The organism is Coleofasciculus sp. FACHB-1120, from assembly GCF_014698845.1.
Classification (GTDB): Bacteria; Cyanobacteriota; Cyanobacteriia; order Cyanobacteriales; family FACHB-T130; genus FACHB-T130.
On record NZ_JACJTV010000002.1, the window covers coordinates 319,490 to 337,410 of the forward strand.

General features: G+C 49.7%; 8 protein-coding genes. 7 read left to right on the top strand and 1 reads right to left on the bottom strand.

Annotation, left to right across the window (positions count from 1 at the left end):
* Window positions 1-260: 260 nt before the first annotated feature.
* The 3 genes from H6H02_RS03565 (at window position 261) to H6H02_RS03575 (ending at window position 4,617) form a co-directional block, all read left to right on the top strand.
* Entirely contained in the window at window positions 261-1,475 is a 1,215-nt protein-coding gene (locus H6H02_RS03565) for a septal ring lytic transglycosylase RlpA family protein (protein ID WP_190814708.1), read from the top strand.
* Between the two features lie 194 nt (window positions 1,476-1,669).
* Window positions 1,670-3,256 carry a bifunctional pantoate--beta-alanine ligase/(d)CMP kinase gene (locus H6H02_RS03570; RefSeq protein WP_190814710.1) on the top strand — a complete coding sequence of 529 codons (1,587 nt, stop codon included), beginning with the start codon at window positions 1,670-1,672 and terminating at the stop codon, window positions 3,254-3,256.
* Between the two features lie 374 nt (window positions 3,257-3,630).
* Complete coding sequence (locus tag H6H02_RS03575) at window positions 3,631-4,617, top strand: polysaccharide deacetylase family protein (protein ID WP_347342560.1); 987 nt, start codon at window positions 3,631-3,633, stop codon at window positions 4,615-4,617.
* 245 nt (window positions 4,618-4,862) lie between these two features.
* Here H6H02_RS03575 and H6H02_RS03580 read toward each other — a convergent pair whose 3' ends face one another.
* On the bottom strand, window positions 4,863-9,515 hold the full coding sequence (locus H6H02_RS03580; RefSeq protein WP_190814712.1) for a glutamate synthase-related protein: 4,653 nt from the start codon (window positions 9,513-9,515) through the stop codon (window positions 4,863-4,865).
* Between the two features lie 786 nt (window positions 9,516-10,301).
* Here H6H02_RS03580 and H6H02_RS03585 point away from each other — a divergent pair.
* From H6H02_RS03585 to H6H02_RS03600, 4 genes are all read left to right on the top strand, one after another.
* Complete coding sequence (locus H6H02_RS03585) at window positions 10,302-12,485, top strand: phosphodiester glycosidase family protein (protein ID WP_242040545.1); 2,184 nt, start codon at window positions 10,302-10,304, stop codon at window positions 12,483-12,485.
* Window positions 12,486-12,718: 233 nt separating this feature from the next.
* Window positions 12,719-13,156 (top strand): cupin domain-containing protein, encoded by a 438-nt coding sequence (locus H6H02_RS03590; RefSeq protein WP_190814714.1) that lies wholly within the window; start codon window positions 12,719-12,721, stop codon window positions 13,154-13,156.
* A 378-nt stretch (window positions 13,157-13,534) separates the two neighbouring features.
* Window positions 13,535-15,604, top strand: coding sequence for a serine/threonine-protein kinase (locus H6H02_RS03595; protein ID WP_190814716.1), 2,070 nt, complete (start codon window positions 13,535-13,537; stop codon window positions 15,602-15,604).
* 150 nt (window positions 15,605-15,754) lie between these two features.
* The gene (locus tag H6H02_RS03600; RefSeq protein ID WP_190814718.1) at window positions 15,755-17,872 is read left to right on the top strand and encodes a serine/threonine-protein kinase; all 2,118 of its coding nucleotides are present in this window, start codon (window positions 15,755-15,757) and stop codon (window positions 17,870-17,872) included.
* The last annotated feature ends 49 nt before the right edge of the window (window positions 17,873-17,921 follow it).

Here is a 17,921-nt window from a genome sequence, read left to right on the forward strand (position 1 = left end):
TTTTCTTAAACCCTATTGACCTCAACATCATAACCGTATTTTTTCGGGAATTCCTATGTAAAGGTCTGATAAAGTTGTTGCTTCCTAGTGGAAATCCCCGATCCCCTTTTCAAAAACTTCATGGTAGTCTGTTGCAGTTCCACAGACCAGGGTGAACACAGAACGAGTACGAGTTATCGATTGGGCAAATGAAGCCGTCTGGCACTACCGCTAGCATTTGGCTCTACGCTCGACCCCCCAGTACTTTTCACTAAGGACTTATGAATCAAAGATTTTTTTTCGGAATGTTTGCAACCCTTTTAACGACTGCCCTCCTGGGTACGACTACATCCAGTTATGCGGAGTCAATCAAGGGGGTTAACCAAGCTTCCGAATCCCGGGTTTCTCAGGCGCAACAGACAAACCAATCGAGAAAGGTAACTAAAAACGACCTTCGGCAAGCAGTCTCGCCCTTACCTGCCGCAACACCGTCAAACCTTCAGCCAACTAACGGTGTCAAATTGGGAGAATACCAGTCTCAAACCGCAATCCGTTGCTTAGTAAAACCTTGTCCAAGCGCAATGGATCGGGCGCTTGTTGCTAAAATTCTTCCCCATGAGTTAAACGGGTATCAGGCAGCAACACTCTATGTCCGCAGTATCCCAGTCTTAACCTTTCTCGGCTCCCGTCTAGCTCCCGCAGAAAGCACAAAAGTAGGAGAAACCCGGAGAAATTCAAACTCTCGTCAGCCAAGGTCAAACCAAGCGGCTGCTAACACTTCTCAGGACGATCCAGTTTGGCGAGCCACTGCTGTTGCTGCGAAGCTGAATCAGTTGAGCCGAGAGCAAGTGGATGCTAAAGCGATCGCAGTCGTTTGGAATGGTGATAAGAGCAACTACAGCATTAAAGTGAATGGCGAGGAACTGGTGCAGGTAAATGGAAAAACAAGACTACCTGACACCACTCGCAACGTTGCCGTCGATGCCTTACAAGCAACCAATCGACTGAGACGCCTAATGGGGAATGCGCCGCCACTACGGAAGATTGCAGGTGTGCCCGTAGCTAAGCCCAAGCCTCGCCAAATTGCCAATCGCCCTCGCTCCTCCAGAGTCGCTAACGAGCGATCGCGCATCGTCCAACAACCATCAAACGCTATTGCCTACAGACCAGTCCTCTCCGAGATTAAGGGCATGGCATCCTGGTATGGTTACGCTGGCAATGGCACTCAAAGTGCCAGCGGTGAAAGATTCAATGAGAATGCAATGACCGCGGCTCACCGTACCTTACCTTTCGGCACCCAAGTGCGCGTGACTAACACGAACAACGGGCGTTCTGTCGTCGTGCGAATCAACGATCGGGGGCCATTTATTCGGGGTCGGATTATTGACGTATCAGCCGGTGCGGCTAGAGTTCTAGGGATGATCAGCAGTGGTGTGGCACCAGTGCGGGTAGAAATTTTAGGCAAACCGCAGAAGGTAGCAGTGGATGAAAACTAACTTGTAGCCAGAAAGATACTTTTAGCCAGAAAGAGGTTAATCCCAGACTCTTGGCATTGAATGCCCTCTTTAACTAAACCACCGAATCCCCTTTTCTGGAGATAGACTACTGGGCAGAGAGTAGTGTTAGTGGTTAGTAGTTAATTACTCGAAAACTAACTACTAACCACTAACAACCAAAAAAGGGGGGTTTGGTGCGCCTGTTTACGACAACTGCTGGATTGCACTGCTACTTGGATTTATACCGGCATCGCTTGAGAATCGGTTTTGTACCGACAATGGGAGCATTGCACGCAGGGCATCTTAGCTTAATCCAACACGCTCGACGCGAGAACGATCGGGTCATCGTCAGCATCTTTGTCAATCCGTTACAGTTTGGTCCAACAGAGGATTTTCAACAATATCCTCGTCGGCTAGAGCAGGATTGGCAATTGTGCGAACAAGCTGGGGTAGATGCGATTTTTGCCCCCACCGCTGAAGAAATGTACGGAATGAGGAATGGGGAAAATACGCTTACACCTGCTCCCGATTCCCCATTACCCATTTCCAAAGACTTAACTCAGGTCGTTCCACCAGAGTCTATGACCTCATTGTTGTGCGGTCGCTCTCGTCCCGGACACTTTCAGGGAGTGGCGACAGTGGTAACAAAACTATTGAACCTAGTACAGCCGACTCATGCTTATTTTGGCGAAAAAGATGCCCAACAAGTGGCAATTATTCGCCGTCTGGTGGCGGATCTCAATTTGCCGGTAGAGATTGTCGGGTGTTCCATCGTCAGGGAAGCGTCAGGACTGGCACTCTCGTCCCGCAATCAGTATCTGAGTGCTGAGCAGAAAGAGCAGGCATCTGTCTTGTATCGCGGCTTACGGGAAGCGCAGAAGAAATTTAAATCGGGCGATCGCGATCGCATTGTTCTCATTGAGGCAGCTCAAAAGGAATTTGCCCTCGTCCCAGAGGTACAGATCGAGTATATTGAACTGGTTCATCCAACAACTCTCATGCCATTAGAAAAAGTTGACGAGGCGGGACTGTTAAGCATCGCGGCGCGACTGGGAACAACCCGCTTGATTGATAATGTAACCCTGCGCGATCGCCAGCCGATTCTGGCGATTGATGGCCCTGCCGGAGCCGGAAAATCAACCGTAGCCCGCACGGTTGCCCAGTCTTTAGGACTACTTTATTTAGACACAGGGGCGATGTACCGCGCCCTGACTTGGCTGGTTCTGGAATCAGGAACCAGCGTCAAAGATGAACCTGCGATCGCCGAATTAGCGAGCAGTTCTCAGATTCAGCTAAGCACCAGTGACGACCTCCAGACGCCAGTGCGGGTTTGGATTCATGACCGTGAAGTCACCCAGGCAATTCGCTCGCGAGAAGTCACAGCTCAAGTATCCGCGATCGCTGCCCAGCCCTATGTCCGTCGAGAACTCGTAAAACAACAGCAGCGCTGGGGCGTAAAAGGAGGCGTCGTCGCCGAAGGACGTGACATCGGCTCCCACGTTTTTCCGGACGCGGAACTCAAAATCTTTTTAACCGCCTCCGCTCAAGCACGGGCGCAACGCCGTCAGCAAGACCTGAAAAACCAAGCTCAGCCAGAGGTCAGTTTAGATCAGTTGGAGCGGGATATTCAAGAACGCGATACTCGCGACAGTACCCGTGCCTTGGCACCCCTGCGAAAGGCAGCCGATGCCATTGAGATCCAAACCGACGGTCTGAGCATTGCCGAAGTCACTGCACAAATTGTCAGCCTTTATCAGCAAAAGCTGTCTGTGCCTGTCTAGCGGCTGCTTTCCGAATTCACGGTTTCACAAAAATATCAAGGACTGTAAAAACTAACTTTCTTCCCCGGATTAACTTCCGGTTGGTCAGTATTCTGCTGTAACCTGCAACAGGGCAGACTTCACTGCCCTGTTCAAAAAATAAGCAATTTAACGATAAATGATATAGTTTTTAGCCTTTAGCGCTCTAGACAGGGACTCTAGAGACGAACAAAGGACAGCAGACGCACGTCCTCTAGCTAGCACAGTCATGCTCTCGCGAGTCGCGCCGCTAGCTGTGAAAAATTTTCGAGAAGAATTTTCGGGAAGTATGGTGTCTGGAAGTGGCGGAAGATGAATTGCCGCCCGGGTGAAAGGAGGAGTGGAGGGGACTTAACGTGGCAAAGTATGACAGATTTCTCTGGCGGGAAAAAACAACATTAATTGCTCTGGCTGCGGCTGCTAGTAGTTTTATAACTGGTCTCATGTTGCCAGTAAACCAACAAGGTAGCGATCCAGAAATTCTTCTATCCGCTACTGAAAAAATGGGGCATCACACCCCCGAAAAAAGTGGCATTGATATCCAAGCTTTAAAGGCGCAGCGAGATGAGGCATTTGTCAAGGTATTTTCTCGATTAGAACAGGAAGCACAAGACAGACGCCTGATGCTTTCTGTACCTAAGCAGTTTCAAGGGAAAACCTTTCAGGAAGTAACACTCAGCAGCAAAGAGAAAGTCATCGCCCTGACATTTGATGACGGCCCTTGGCCTAAAAGCACGTTGGAAGTGCTGGAAATTCTTAAGAAGAATAACATTAAAGCAACGTTCTTTATGGTGGGGAAGAACGTGAAAAATTTTCCCCATTTGGCGCGGCAGGTTGGCGTGGATGGTCACGCGATTGGAAATCACACTTGGAGCCACCCTTACCAGCGCTTCAACGAAGCTGGAGCTTCCAGTGAAATTGACCGTACATCCGACATGATTTATCAAGCTACAGGCATCAAGACAACTCTATTTCGTCCACCCGGAGGTCATCTTAACAATGGATTAGCCGCCTACGCCCATAAGAAGAACTACGCGGTTGTAATGTGGTCTTCTGACTCGAGAGACTATAGCCGCCCTTCGGTGCCAATATTCCTCAAGCACGCGCTAGCAGGAATCACACCAGGTGGAATTGTCCTGATGCACGACGGCGGCGGCAATCGCGACCATACGGTGCGGGCTTTACCCCAACTAATCACCGAATACAAAAAGCGTGGCTACAGGTTTGTCACGGTTCCTGAACTGATGGAGATGCAAGACAAAGAAGTTAAGTTAGCATCTGCTGCTAAATCAGCTCCTCCGAAAGCTCAACCGGCTAATCCAAAACTGAATAAGGGAAGATAATATTTCCTCTTTTCAGGCCCGATACAGAGTGGCTGGAGATTAGGAAAAAATTTAAAATTTTGAGTGGTGAGTTTTGAATTCAAGAAATTTATTTTCACTCATCACTCTGATTACCGCTAATCTGTACGATATAGATTACCGCTAATCTGTACGATATAGCAGGCATTTATAGAATTTATAGAGAAAATTTCTTCTCTATGATGCTGGTAAGGGGAACTCGATGGTTCCCCTTCACTTTTTAGTGCTTATTGCACCGAGCTAAGCACCTTTTCGGGTGTTGCTTCAGGATTGGCTTCTGGAGAATCAGCCTCGGAGGGAGGCACGACCTGCCAGAATTTGGCTAGAGACTCAGCCCAGTTGGCTAAGATATCTTTCGCCTTCTGGCTACCTGCACGTTCGGCGTGCAGCTCAATTAGCTCTTTGAGTTGTTGCTCACCGGCAGGGGTCCTGACTCGTTGCAGCTTGACAATTTCTGGATTTACCTTGGATGTAAAGCTGCCATCTTCATCTAGGAAGTAAGCTAAACCCCCGGTCATCCCAGCTCCCACATTGCGCCCTACTCTGCCCAAGACGACAATCACGCCGCCAGTCATGTATTCGCAACAGTGGTCGCCTGCACCTTCGATTACTGCCATGCCCTTGGAATTGCGAACGGCAAAGCGCTCACCGGCTTGACCATTGGCAAGCATGATGCCGCCCGTGGCACCGTAGAGACAGGTGTTGCCGACAATAACGTTCTGGGCAGGATCGTAGGTGGCTGATTGGGGCGGCTTGATAACAATTTCGCCACCATGCATCCCCTTGCCTACGTAGTCATTTGCTTCGCCTTCTAGGTTGAGGGTGATGCCAGGGAGGTTGAAGGCACCAAAACTTTGACCCACACTGCCTTGGAAGTTGAGGGTAATACTGCCACTCCAGCCGGTGTTGCCATATTGAGACGCGATCGCTCCCGCAATCCTTGCCCCAATCGTCCGGTCTGTATTCACCACGGTTACAGTTTTGGTCACGCTCGACTGGTTTGCGATCGCATCCTGAACTTCCGGGTCATTAAGCAGTTGGTCATCTAAAACGGGACCATTGCTATGAACTGCGTCGTGAACCAGCCAGGAACGGTCTTCACGGGTATCAGGAAGACGAATAAGGCAATCTAGATTCAGCGCTTGTGTCTTAGTGAGTTCTGTTGGGCGCACCTTCAAGAGGTCGGCTCGACCAATGATGTCGTTGAGCGACCGATATCCTAACCGAGCCAAGAGACTCCGCACTTCTTCTGCTGCAAAGTAGAAGAAGTTGACGACGTGTTCTGGCATTCCGGGGAAGCGCTTCCGCAAGTTTTCTTGCTGAGAAGCCACGCCTACGGGGCAGTTATTCGTGTGGCAAATCCGCGCCATAATGCAGCCTTCGGCAATCATGGCAATGGAGCCGAAGCCGTATTCTTCTCCGCCCATTAAAGCGGCGATGACGACATCCCAGCCGCTCTTAAAGCCACCATCTACTCGCAGAATCACGCGATCGCGCAAGCTGTTTTCCATCAGGACGCGATGTACTTCGGTTAACCCCAGTTCCCAAGGGCTTCCGGCGTGCTTAATCGAACTGAGTGGAGAAGCGCCTGTGCCCCCATCGTGACCGGATATCTGGATAACATCGGCATTTGCTTTGGCGACCCCAGCCGCAACCGTACCAATGCCGACTTCTGCCACCAGCTTCACCGATACCCCCGCTTTCGGGTTAATTTGGTGCAGGTCAAAAATTAACTGCGCCAAATCTTCAATTGAATAGATATCGTGGTGTGGCGGCGGCGAAATCAATGTTACCCCAGGCTTGGAACGGCGCAGCATGGCGATGTAGGGGCTAACTTTTGTCCCCGGTAGCTGACCGCCTTCTCCCGGCTTGGCACCTTGGGCGATTTTGATTTCAATTTGCTTGGCGCTCATTAGGTACTCAGGGGTGACGCCAAAACGACCGCTAGCGACCTGCTTAATCGAAGAAGAAGCCGTATCCCCATTCCTTAACCCTTTCAGATGTGGCAATACCTGGGAATGACCCATTTCATCGACATCATCGAGGACTTTGTAACGAACCGGGTCTTCGCCGCCTTCACCAGAGTTGGATTTACCGCCGATGCGGTTCATGGCGATCGCCAGGGTTTCGTGCGCTTCCCGCGACAACGCCCCTAAAGACATCCCACCCGTGGCGAAACGCTTGAAAATTTCCTCGACTGGCTCTACTTCTTCCAGTGGAATAGAGGGGCGATCGCTCTCCAGATCCAGCAAATCCCTAAGCGCCGTTACGGGTCGCCCTTGCAAGTGCTTTTGATACACTTCGTAGTGGTCGTACTGCGGGTTCTTCACCGCTTGATGCAGCGACTTGGCAACTTCCGGACTGTTCATGTGGTACTCGCCCCCTGGACGGTACTGCACAAAGCCACAGTTCTCCAGCTTTTTGCGCGGCACTTCTGGGAAAGCCGCCGAATGGAAGGACATTACTTCTTGGGCTAGTTCTGCCACACTCAAGCCACCCAAGCGCGACGCCGTTCCAGCAAAGCCGAGCTTCAGTAAATCTCCTCCAATCCCAATTGCCTCAAAAATTTGTGCCCCTTGATAGCTAGATAGCAGAGAAATCCCCATTTTTGAGAGAATTTTCAACAATCCAGCTTCTACGGCTTTGCAGTAATTTTTTTGTGCCTGCTCTAAGCTGATACTCTTGATTCTGCCCCGCTGCATCATATTTTGCGTCTTACTGTCGCTCCACCAATGACGCACGGTTTCCAGAGACAGATAAGGACAAACCGCAGAAGCACCGTAGCCAATTAGACAACCAAAGTGGTGCGTACTCCAACACTGAGCGGTATCGACAATTAGAGATGCCCTCGTCCGCAGACCCTGCTGGATCAAGTGGTGGTGTACTGCCCCTACAGCTAAGAGCGGTGGAATATAGCTAGATTCAGCACTGATACCAGTGGCGATGCGATCGCTTAAAATAATTATCTCTTTCCCAGCCCGGACTGCTTGTGCCGCTGCTTCGCATAAGCTTCTAACTGCTGCCTCTAAACCTTCTGGCCCTTTCTCAATTTCAAACAGCGTTGAGAACTGCTCTGTCTGGAAAGAGGAAGCGCAGATTTGCTCTAGTTGGGCTTCATTCAGAACCGGAGACTCTAACTTCAGCAACCGGGCATACTCTGGTTTCACTTCCAAGAGATTTCCCCGCTTACCCAGAGAAACCGACAGCGACATCACCATGCCTTCGCGCAGCGGATCAATGGGCGGATTTGTCACCTGGGCGAAGCGCTGCTTGAAATAGTCATAAAGCAAATGCGGCTTTTGTGACAGCACTGCGAGGGGAATGTCATCTCCCATGCAAAACGTCGGTTCTTTCCCAGAAGACGCCATTTCCTCAATGACCATTTCCACATCTTCGGTGGTGTAGCCAAAGGCAATTTGCTGGCGCAGCAAGGTTTGGCTATCCAGCTTTGGTTCTGGTGCAAAAGGCTCCGCTGCCAGATTTTGTCGGTGAGACGCTAGCCACTCTCCATAAGGATGGGTAGCCGCAATCCGTTCCTTAATCTCCCAATTTTTTTGAACTTCGTGGGTTTCCAGGTCAACGGCGATCATTTGACCTGGCCCCAAGCGACCTTTTTCCAGAATCTCTGCTTCGGGCAAATCGACCACACCGGCTTCGGAAGCGACGACGACGTAGCCATCCCGCGTGATGCTGTATCGAGCCGGTCGCAGACCGTTGCGGTCGAGGGTCGCCCCTACTTTTTTCCCGTCGCTGAATACTAGCAGTGCTGGGCCATCCCAAGGTTCCTGAAGCCCGTTGTAGTATTCATAAAAATTAACAATTTCTGGACGCTCCAACAATTCCGGCTGATTTTGGTACGCCTCTGGCACCATAATCGTCAAGGCTTCCAGGGGACTCCGACCCGTGCATACCAGCAACTCTAGTACGTTGTCAAGAGTTGCCGAGTCGCTATTATCGAGATGAACGAGTGGCTTGAGGTCGTTGATGCGTTCTCCCCAAAGCGGGTGCTTCAGCTCTGCCTCTCGCGCCATCATCCAGTTAATATTCCCCAACAGCGTATTAATCTCGCCGTTGTGCCCCAAAAGCCGCATTGGCTGAGCCAGAGGCCATTTGGGCAGCGTGTTGGTGCTGAAGCGGCGGTGATAGACCGCAAAGGCGCTCTTATAAACTGGATTTTTTAAATCTGTATAAAATTCTCCCAGCACGGCGGAGCGCACCATGCCCTTATAAACGATGGTGCGGCTAGAGAACGAACAGACGTAAAAATCTTCCGACCATTCTAGATCGAGGTCGCTATTGGCCTTGAGTGCCTTGCTGATACGGCAGCGAGCCAAATACAACTTTCGTTCCAGTTCATCTCCCTGCAAATGGGTCGAGGTACAGATCAGCTGCTCGATTCGTGGCTGGTTCTCTTTCGCCTGTACCCCTAGCACCTGGGGCTGTACCGGCACCTCTCGCCATCCCAAGACAGTTAATTCTTCCTGCTCGAGAGTTTTCTGAACAATGTCCTTGGCTCTGCTGGCGGCTTCGGTATCTTGGGGTAGAAATACCATTGCAACCCCTGTCTGCTGAGTTGGGGGCATTTCTATGCCTTGAGTCGCCAACCATTCTCCCAGCAGTTCCCACGGAATGGCGGTCATCAAACCGGCTCCATCCCCAGAATCCTGGTCAGCACTACAACCGCCCCGGTGTTCTAAGCAACTCAGGGCAGACAAGGACTTCTCGACTAATTCATGCTCTGGGGTTCCCTGCGGATTGGCAATGAAGCCGACGCCACAGGCATCTCGCTCCTCTACCAACCATCGCGGGCCAGGAGAGGTTTCTGCCCCCTTTAGCGTTCCCTGTAATTGTTGATTATCATTCACACTCCTGTTGTCCATGAGCTGATCCACGTTTTTCCTTTACTTACTGATACAAATTTCCCGTTCTCAGGTAGTTAACCCTGTGGCAAGACTTTACTAAACAACAGGATTAAAAATTGTCAAACAATGACAAAACTCGTCATCAATGTATTTAAACACTCATTTCAGTCTTCTCTCGCCGAGACTAGGTGATGCCTCCAAAGGCTGATTTATCGAGATATAGATGCCATTTGACCATGAAGGCTGCAACTGAATGACATTACTATTTTTTCTACTTTTTTGCGCTAGAGCCAAGGGTGACAAAACTGGTTGCCAGAGCGATCGCTTCCCGCAAGGTGCTGTTAAGAACCTCGTTCTAACCCGATTCCTATCCCAGCAGCCTACAAGAGTGACGGATTAGACATCTTATCATTATTTTCAAGATGCCTAACATAAATACCCGACGCCGGTCAAGGGACTGATAAGCATCCCCAAGACATAGAGCTAGGATAAACAAATTGTAGGGGCTATCGTCAACACCAAGTCTAGCCTGGGCTATGTCTTTAGCCGCTGCATTGAGAGCAAAGACTTCGCCTTATTGAGTTGTTGAATAAAGCGTTTTTCCGAACCCTGCGGTTATGCTTTTTATTATGAAGCTAAAAAAGCGGGCTTGAGAAGATAAAGTCATTGTTTTTTGATAGTTGTGCTGCTGACGCGCTGAGTTATTTTAGAAGTCGTGACTCTGTAGACACGCATCCAGCATTATCCAGGTGTATGGCAAATACGCCGCTACAGAAGAGCCGCCCTATTTATTGATGTTGTCGAATGATCAGGAGAACGACGTCACAGAGTGAGACGTTCGATGGTGTGGCGGGCATAATTGCCCCCGGTCGCCTAATCGCTTTCTCGCTCCCGTCCATTATTGCCCTCTCAGTTTACATGGCGACTTCTTCCCCGGTCGGAAGCACTAAAGAGCCGGTGCTAAAGGTACGGGAGAGGGAAGAAAAGAGCCAGATAGCACCACCGACTGCCAAGCAGCTGCCCGTAGCCCCCCATAGGCTCCCCCCCAAAGGATTACAGTTTTATGCCGCTCTCAGCAGCTCCTCGCCCAACCAGTTGCCCCATCAAGGATTGGCTGTTGCAGCTCCCACTGGGAAACTTCAAAAATTACCGGCACCGGAATTGCCCCTAACCACACAGGCGTTGGTGCCTTCAGCATCGCCTCAGATTTCTCGGTTGGGTTATCAAGTTTCTATCAATGGTCGCACCTTGCCAGCCACTTGGAGTCAGTGGCGGCTGGGGGCATCTATCCGCACCGGAATTACCGATGCCGGAATGGCTCAAACATTGGGGGTAGAGCTTTTAAATACTGGGGATGCCACCAGTCAGCCGGTGCAGTGGTTTTCCCAACCAGCAACGCAACCGCTAATGTTGGCGACGCAGGCACTGGGGTCGTATCGCTATCTAGATATTACCGATTTCGCCCAGAGAGCGGGTTGGCAGCTTGAGGTAAAGGGCACCAAGCTCTTAATTTCCTCTAAGCCAGCACAAGTGGCAGAGATTCAATCAACGCTGCAACCGAGGGGTTCGCGGATGACCATCGATCTCGATCGTCCGACGCCGTGGCAAGTGAGAAAAGAAGGTGAGGAATTAGTCGTCACAATCGATGCAGCGGCTGCTCCTGGTCTTCTCCAGCGTTTTTCTTCCGATCCACCAGTACCGCTGCTACAGGCTCCGAAGCAAGGGAAGGTTACAGAGAGGGACAGGGAAACAGAAGGAGAGATTCCCGCGATGGTTCCATTTCCCCATCGCTCGAAATTACCGACTCCTGTGCTGGCATCGATTCGGAACCAGACCCAAATCCGCATCAACATTCCATCTGGTCTATCTCCTCGCTTTTCCACCCTCCCCAACCCGAATCGATTGATTATCGATTTTCTTCCAGAGGCAATGGTAGAGCGAGATATTCTCTGGGCGAAAGGCATCCGCTGGCGACAGCAATATGTGAGTTTGGGTTCTTCCCGATTTCCAGTAGTTGGGCTGACACTGAATCCTCGTCTTCAGAGGGGTGTAAACTTGCCGCTTTTTAAAATTAAACCGATCTGGAGCCATCCTTCCAAGATGGAGGGAGTCGCTCCTCTAAGCGAGACAGCCCAGATGTGGCACGCCTCGGCGGCAGTCAACGGGGGCTTTTTTAATCGCAAGAACCAGTTGCCTTTAGGCGCAATTCGGCGGGATGGGCGCTGGTTATCTGGGCCGATTCTGAATCGGGGCGCGATCGCCTGGAATGATACGGGAGCGGTGAAAATCGGGCGACTGGCGCTCCAAGAAACTTTAATTACCGCAACGGGTGCGCGGTTGCCGATTCTTTTCCTCAACAGTGGCTACGTCAAGGCAGGGATTTCCCGCTATACCCCGGAGTGGGGAGCGACCTACACGCCTCTCATTGATGATGAAATTATTGTCGTTGTCCAGAACAAGCAAGTCACCAACCTTCTACCTGGAGGGATTGCGGGTAAAACTGCCTTCCCCATTCCTCGCGATGGTTTCTTACTTACCCTACGCGCCAACCGAGGGCCAGCCGGTTCTCTCCCGCTCGGCACAAAAGTACGGGTAGAGGGTGCAACGGTTCCTGGAGACTTTAACAGCTACCCGCAGATTGTCGGTGCTGGTCCTCTTCTGCTACAAAATCGGCAAATTGTGCTGAATGCTAAAGGCGAACAATTTAGCGACGCCTTTGATAAGCAAGCCGCAATTCGCAGTGCGATTGGAACGACCGCAGACGGCAACCTGATGATTGTTGCTGTTCACAATCGCGTCGGGGGAACCGGGCCTACCTTGAGAGAAATGGCTGCCCTAATGCAAAAAATGGGCGTGATTGACGCCCTCAACCTCGACGGTGGCAGCTCTACCAGCCTCTACTTGGGGGGACAGCTCCTAGATCGCCCTCCCTCCAGTGCCGCCCGCGTTCACAACGGTCTTGGGATCTTCTTCCAGCCTAGCCGGTAGCTACTGACTTAGGAATCTTTGGCGATTTAGGCAAATTGTCAACCGTTAAAACTTCTATGAAGACTTGATGTAGATTGCTGGAATTGCGTAGTTTACGGTTACAACAGCCTGGTTTGATTTGCTATGTTTGGCAAAGATTACCTCAATGTGTCAGCGATCGCTCACCACCATCGTCCATTCTCAAAATGTATTCACCATGCTGATAAAGCAACGGTTTTAAGGAGAAACAACCAATGGCTCAGGCGCAAGAAATTTCTCAGACTTCTACCTTCCCCTTACCCAGTTCGATAGCGACCAACGGCATTGCTGCAACGGAATTGCGCCCTTGGGGTTCTTTCACGATTCTGGAAGAAGGGCGAGGCTACAAAATTAAGCGTATTGAAGTGAAGCCTGGCCACCGACTCAGCCTGCAAATGCACTACCACCGCAGCGAACACTGGATCGTGGTTTCAGGCACAGCAAAGGTTGTTTGCGGCGAGCAAGAATTGACTCTGAGCAGTAATCAATCGACCTATGTTCCTCAATGCCACACTCATCGCCTAGAAAATCCAGGTGTGATTCCCCTGATATTAATCGAGGTTCAGAATGGGGAATATCTGGGAGAAGATGACATTGTTCGTTTTCAAGATGACTACGCCCGCAGTCAGCAGGCAGCAAAAAAAGTAGGCTAGCGTTAAAATTGGGTAGATCGTCGATCGACTGCCCTGTTTCAGTATTTTATTGAAAGCAAATTCCTAGGGCGTGCTTCCATAATCAGGTGGGAGTCGCCCTAGATTGTTTCCGGAAGGTGTGCGATCGCGCCGAAGTGTACAATTTATGTTTCATTCATTTGTTGCACTTCTCAGGCTGTTGTCATTCCTGGACGAGTCAGGAGTCATCTAAAGCGAGACAAGTGTTTCTACTCAGTTAGGCAATCGGTGAAACTGGAAAAGCTTCCTGATTACTCTTTCAGGGGTAGCGGTTAGGCGTTAAAACATCTAAGGCTAGCAAGCAAAACCAGAGCCTTGGGGACTAATCTAGAATAACTGCCAGAACACTGCATCTACCTCATGCTGGGAAAAACGCTCAGTGGTCGCTACCAAATAATCAAGCACTTGGCAGGCGGGGGGTTTGGCCAAACTTACCTTGCCGAAGATCAGCAGCTACCGGGCAATCCAAAATGTGTCGTTAAGCAACTCAAACCCAAAGCTAGCGATTCCTTAACTTTGGAGGTAGCCAGACGTTTATTCGATCGGGAAGTTCAAGTCCTCTATCGTTTAGGCAGTCACGATCAAATTCCACAACTTTTAGCTCATTTTGAGGATGAGCAAGAGTTTTATTTAGTACAAGAATTCATCGAAGGCGATGAACTCAAACAAGAATTACCCCTTGGGAAGCAATTAAGTGAGGACTTAGTCCTTGTCCTTTTACAAGATGTCTTAGAAATCTTAGTGTTTGTCCATCAACAAGATGTCATTCACCGGGATATTAAGCCGTCAAATTTAATTAGGCGCAAGCAAGATGGCAAATTAGTCTTGATTGATTTTGGAGCCGTTAAAGAAGTCGGTACTCAGACAGTGAGTGCCGCAGGGGAGACAACTTTAACGGTGGTTATTGGTTCGCCCGGTTATATGGCAAATGAACAACTCAGCGGTAAACCCCGATTTAGCAGCGATATTTATGCTGTAGGGATGCTGGGAATTCAAGCTCTCACCGGATTACCGCCATCCCAACTGCCAGAAGACTCCAAAACCAGTGAAATTTTATGGCGCGATCGCCTGTCAGTGGGGAAGCGCTATACGGTGCCCCTACTAGACGTTTTAGACAAGATGGTGCGCTATGACTACCGCCAACGCTACCAAACAGCAATCGAAGCTTTGCAGGCGCTCCAGCAGTTCAATACTGATGTCGTAACGGAGCAGATGCCATCCCCGACTGATAATGTCAGGTCATTACCGACGGATTCTTTGGTGCCTGTCACGCAGACTGTGTCGATTCAAATCTCATCAGCAGTGCAACCGATAAACCAGAATTCTTCTGTGGCAACATCGGTCATGCCAAAAGCACCACCCAAGCCTGCTCAAAAAGGGATTTCTCGTATCCCAAATAAGGCTCCTCTACTAATCAGAATTGGCGCAGGTATTGCCACGGCTCTAGTTCTGACAGTCGGAATTTTCTATTTTCAAAAATCTCCTAGCATTGGGGAAAAACCCCAAAAAATTGCTTTGATCAGGACGCTCCCCGGTCATGCAGGCGGCGTTACATCGATTGCACTTAGCCCGGATGGTCAGTTCCTTGTCAGTAGCAGTCTCGACCAAACGATTAAGATTAGAAACCTTCGCACCAAAGAAATCATTCACACGTTGACTGGGCACTCAGGATATGTTTATTCTGTTGCCATCAGCTCGGATGGTCAGACTCTCGTTACTGGGAGTGCCGATCAAACGATTAAGGTGTGGAACCTGCAAACGGGGGAACTGCTTCGCACTCTGGACGGCCATTCCGGGGAGGTGTATTCTGTTGCGATTAACCCCGATGGTCGGACACTCGTTAGCGGTAGTCAGGACAAGACCATTAAGGTGTGGAACCTGCAAACGGGTGAATTGGTGCGAACGTTGACCGGGGTAAAAGAAGGGCTAGATGAGGGCGTTCGGAATGTTGCCATTAGTCCAGATGGACAAACCCTGGTCAGCAGTAACGTTTATGACATCAATGTGTGGAATTTGGAGACGGGCGAACTGCGCCGCACCTTTGGGGGACATATCGAGGCAGTGAGGGCGATCGCAATTAGCTCGAATGGTGAGACCCTGGCGAGTGGCAGTCCAGATGGAACCACAAAATTGTGGAGTTTACAAACAGGTGAACTCCTGAATACCTTTCCTCATGGATCTCGATTGCCGAATGGCTCTTTTTCCGGGGGGGTGTATGCGGTTGCGCTCAGTCCAGATGGTCAGATGCTCTTGAGTGGCAGTGGTATTGGGGAAAACAGTCTGAAATTGTGGAATCTGCGGACGGGAGAATTGATCCGCACTCTGACGGGGCATTCCAACACAATTTTCTCAATTGTCATTAGTCCAGATGAACAGACGATTTACAGTAGTAGCCTGGACGGAACGATTAAGGTTTGGCGCGTGCCCTAAAGCACTCCGTGGTTGGGGAAACAAGGGGCGAATAGCGATCGCGTTAGCGAAGCGAGGCGTTAGCCTAGCGCTGACTTGTCAGTTCGCGCACTCTGTGGATTTCCCGATTCTCAAGGCTAAACTATCAGACAACTACACTGTACAAATGTCATGCTGGGAAAAACGCTCAGTGGTCGCTATTACATCGTCAAACACTTGGGAGGCGGGGGTTTTGGTCAAACTTACCTTGCTGAGGATCGGCAGCTACCCGGCAATCCACTGTGTGTTGTTAAGCAACTCAAACCCCAAACGACCGACCCCTTAACTTTGCAGGTGTCGCAACGTTTATTCGATCGAGAAGCCCAAGTCCTTTACAAGCTGGGAAAACACGATCAAATTCCCCAACTTTTGGCTCATTTTGAACAAGAGCAAGAGTTCTATTTAGTACAAGAATTTATCGAAGGGCATGAACTCAAGCAAGAATTACCTGTTGGCAAGCAGTTGAGTGAAAATCAGGTGATGACCCTCTGTGGGGGAATTTTAAAAATATTAGAATTTGTCCATCAGCAAGAGGTCATTCACCGCGATATCAAACCTTCAAATTTAATTAGACGCAAACCAGATGGAAAGATAGTTTTAATTGACTTTGGGGCAGTTAAACAAGTTAGCGCTCAACAAACTAACGCTGAAGGAAATACAACTTTAACGGTTGCGATTGGTTCGCCCGGTTACATGGCGAATGAACAACTCGGCGGCAAACCGCGATTTTGCAGCGATATCTATGCAGTGGGAATGATTGGTATCCAAGCCATTACAGGGATACCGCCCAGCCAGTTACCAGAAGATCCCATAACCAGCGAGATGATTTGGCAGGACAAGGTGCAAGTCAGCCAGCCGTTCGCAGATGTTTTGGACAAAATGGTGCACTATGACCACCGTCAACGCTACCAAACAGCAACCGAAGCTTTGCAAGCACTTCAATGGGTCAATTCTCAACAGTCAACGAGGACTTATCATGTACCGCCCACACAAACCCTAACGCCACCAGCAGCCACGAATCAACCACTCGTCACCTCTACACAACCACCTCAAACCTCCCCAATTGAGTTACAAACCAACCAGGACGCGGTTGCTGAGTTATCGGTATCCCCGGCAGATGCACCCCTTGGCAATGCTGGTATTGCGACTCCTCGAAATAAATCTCGTCGGCTGATAGGAATTGGAGCCGGTATTGCCACTGCTTTCGCTCTAACAGCGGGGATTTATTACTTTCCAAAACAAAGTAATTCATTGCCATTATTACAAATCGCAAATAGTCCATCACCGTCGTTACAAAAACTGAATAGTTCTTGGGGTCGGATAGAAAATATTGCTTTAGCCAATACTTTTATTGGGAATTCAAAAAATGTTTATTCGGTTGCGATTAGCCCGGATGGTCAAACCCTCGCAAGCGGTGGTGACGACAACACTATCAAGCTGTGGAATTTAAGGACGAGACAACAACTGCAAACTTTCAAAGGTCATTCAGACTGGGTTTATTCTATTGCCTTCAGCCCTGATGGGCAGAAGATAATAAGTAGTAGTGGTGACGGAACCATTAAAGTGTGGAATTTGCAGTCTGGGCAACTACTGCAAACCCTCAACTCAGGATCTGAAGACCGGGTTTATTCGATTGCGATTAGCCCAGATGGACAAACTCTCGCCAGTGGGAGTAAGGACAAGACAATCAAGCTGTGGAACCTGGGTACGGGGCAACTGAAAAATACTCTTAAGGGGCATTCAGGCTTTATTTTATCGGTTGCGATCGCTCAAAATGGACAAACTCTTGTCAGTGGCAGCGATGACAAAACAATCAAAGTGTGGAATCTGTCCACAGGTACCTTGATTAGCACCGTCTCTGAGCCTTCAAACAATGGTGTTCCTGCTGTCGCTATTAGCCCAGATAGTCAGATTCTCGCCACTAGCAACATTTCCGATAAAGTTTATCTATGGAATCTGCAAGAGCTTTTGAAGGGTTGTAAAGGCGCACAGCCATGTAGCCCTACACAAACTATCTTTGCCCATAAAGACTATGTTAATTCGGTTGCTTTCAGTCCCGATGGCCAGACTCTCGCGAGTGGGAGTCGGGACAATACAATCAAGCTGTGGAATCCACAAACAGGAGAGCTGAAAAGCCCGATTTCTAACCGTTCAGGCGCTGTAAATTCTGTTGCTTTCAGTCCTGATGGGAAAACCCTGGTCAGCAATGGTGAGGAGGGGAAAATTGAGGTTTGGCAATCGTCGCCCTAAAATATTGAGGATCTGGGGATAATTTTTCTAGAAAGCCTAGAAAGCGATC